The sequence below is a fragment of the Ensifer sp. NPDC090286 genome (assembly GCF_044769565.1).
Classification (GTDB): Bacteria; Pseudomonadota; Alphaproteobacteria; order Rhizobiales; family Rhizobiaceae; genus Ensifer.
The window spans coordinates 1-2,836 of the sequence record NZ_JBIVYF010000016.1 but is presented as its reverse complement, the minus strand read 5'-3'; the positions used below and the strand labels follow the sequence as shown (position 1 = coordinate 2,836).

At 52.8% G+C, this 2,836-nt stretch carries 1 rRNA gene; it reads left to right on the top strand.

The window, feature by feature from the left end:
* Window positions 1-29 precede the first annotated feature (29 nt).
* Window positions 30-2,825, top strand: a 23S ribosomal RNA gene (locus tag ACIQUG_RS34585).
* Window positions 2,826-2,836: the final 11 nt, after the last annotated feature.

Here is a 2,836-nt window from a genome sequence, read left to right as displayed (position 1 = left end):
AACTAAGGATGAGCATTGGCAATGAGAACGATCAAGTGTCAAAAGGGCATTTGGTGGATGCCTTGGCATGCACAGGCGATGAAGGACGTGATACGCTGCGATAAGCCGTGGGGAGCTGCGAATAAGCTTTGATCCATGGATCTCCGAATGGGGGAACCCACCTTAAATGCTTGGAAAATTTAAGTCGTGCGCAAGTACGGCTTAGGTTTCCAAGTATTGTTTAAAGGTATCTTACTCTGAATACATAGGGGTAAGAAGCGAACGCAGGGAACTGAAACATCTAAGTACCTGCAGGAAAGGACATCAACCGAGACTCCGCAAGTAGTGGCGAGCGAACGCGGACCAGGCCAGTGGCAATGAGGAATAAAGTGGAACGACATGGAAAGGTCGGCCGTAGAGGGTGATAGCCCCTTACACGTAGAACACTCATTGTCCTTGAGTAAGGCGGGACACGTGAAATCCTGTCTGAACATGGGGAGACCACTCTCCAAGCCTAAGTACTCGTGCATGACCGATAGCGAACAAGTACCGTGAGGGAAAGGTGAAAAGCACCCCGACAAGGGGAGTGAAATAGAACCTGAAACCGGATGCCTACAAACAGTTGGAGCCCGCAAGGGTGACAGCGTACCTTTTGTATAATGGGTCAACGACTTAGTGTGACGAGCAAGCTTAAGCCGATAGGTGAAGGCGCAGCGAAAGCGAGTCTGAACAGGGCGTTCAGTTCGTCGCATTAGACCCGAAACCGAGTGATCTAGCCATGAGCAGGTTGAAGGTTGGGTAACACCAACTGGAGGACCGAACCCGCATCTGTTGCAATAGATTGGGATGACTTGTGGTTAGGGGTGAAAGGCCAATCAAACTCGGAAATAGCTGGTTCTCCGCGAAATCTATTTAGGTAGAGCGTCGACCGAATACCCTCGGGGGTAGAGCACTGGATGGGCTATGGGGACTCACCGTCTTACTGATCCTAACCAAACTCCGAATACCGAGGAGTACTAGTCGGCAGACACACGGCGGGTGCTAACGTCCGTCGTGAAAAGGGCAACAACCCTGACCTCCAGCTAAGGTCCCCAAGTCATGGCTAAGTGGGAAAGGATGTGAGGATCCCAAAACAACCAGGATGTTGGCTTAGAAGCAGCCATCATTTAAAGAAAGCGTAACAGCTCACTGGTCTAAATAAGGGTCTTTGCGCCGAAAATGTAACGGGGCTAAAGCCATGCACCGAAGCTGAGGATACGTCGCAAGACGTGTGGTAGCGGAGCGTTCCGTAAGCCTGTGAAGGGATACCCGTGAGGGGTCCTGGAGGTATCGGAAGTGCGAATGTTGACATGAGTAACGATAAAGAGGGTGAGAGACCCTCTCGCCGAAAGACCAAGGGTTCCTGCTTAAAGTTAATCTGAGCAGGGTTAGCCGGCCCCTAAGACGAGGCGGACACGCGTAGTCGATGGGAACCACGTTAATATTCGTGGGCCTGGTGGTAGTGACGGATTGCTTAACTTGTTCAGACTTATTGGATTGTCTGGGCGGGGACGCGGTTCCAGGAAATAGCTCCACCGTATAGACCGTACCCGAAACCGACACAGGTGGTCAGGTAGAGTATACCAAGGCGCTTGAGAGAACTATGCTGAAGGAACTCGGCAAATTGCACGCGTAACTTCGGAAGAAGCGTGACCCCAATGGACGCAAGTCTTTTGGGGTGGCACAGACCAGGGGGTAGCGACTGTTTATCAAAAACACAGGGCTCTGCGAAGTCGCAAGACGACGTATAGGGTCTGACGCCTGCCCGGTGCTGGAAGGTTAAGAGGAGGGGTGCAAGCTCTGAATCGAAGCCCCAGTAAACGGCGGCCGTAACTATAACGGTCCTAAGGTAGCGAAATTCCTTGTCGGGTAAGTTCCGACCTGCACGAATGGCGTAACGACTTCCCCGCTGTCTCCAGCATAGACTCAGTGAAATTGAATTCCCCGTGAAGATGCGGGGTTCCTGCGGTCAGACGGAAAGACCCCGTGCACCTTTACTATAGCTTTACACTGGCATTCGTGTCGGCATGTGTAGGATAGGTGGTAGGCTTTGAAGCAGGGACGCCAGTTCTTGTGGAGCCATCCTTGAAATACCACCCTTATCGTCATGGATGTCTAACCGCGGTCCGTTATCCGGATCCGGGACAGTGTATGGTGGGTAGTTTGACTGGGGCGGTCGCCTCCGAAAGAGTAACGGAGGCGCGCGATGGTGGGCTCAGACCGGTCGGAAATCGGTCGTCGAGTGCAATGGCATAAGCCCGCCTGACTGCGAGACTGACAAGTCGAGCAGAGACGAAAGTCGGTCATAGTGATCCGGTGGTCCCGCGTGGAAGGGCCATCGCTCAACGGATAAAAGGTACGCCGGGGATAACAGGCTGATGACCCCCAAGAGTCCATATCGACGGGGTTGTTTGGCACCTCGATGTCGGCTCATCGCATCCTGGGGCTGGAGCAGGTCCCAAGGGTTTGGCTGTTCGCCAATTAAAGCGGTACGTGAGCTGGGTTCAGAACGTCGTGAGACAGTTCGGTCCCTATCTGCCGTGGGTGTAGGAATATTGACAGGATCTGTCCCTAGTACGAGAGGACCGGGATGGACATATCTCTGGTGGACCTGTTGTCCTGCCAAGGGCATAGCAGGGTAGCTATATATGGAATGGATAACCGCTGAAGGCATCTAAGCGGGAAACCAACCTGAAAACGAGTATTCCCTTGAGAACCGTGGAAGACGACCACGTTGATAGGCTGGGTGTGGAAGTGCGGCAACGCATGAAGCTTACCAGTACTAATCGTTCGATTGGCTTGATCGTTCCCATTGCTT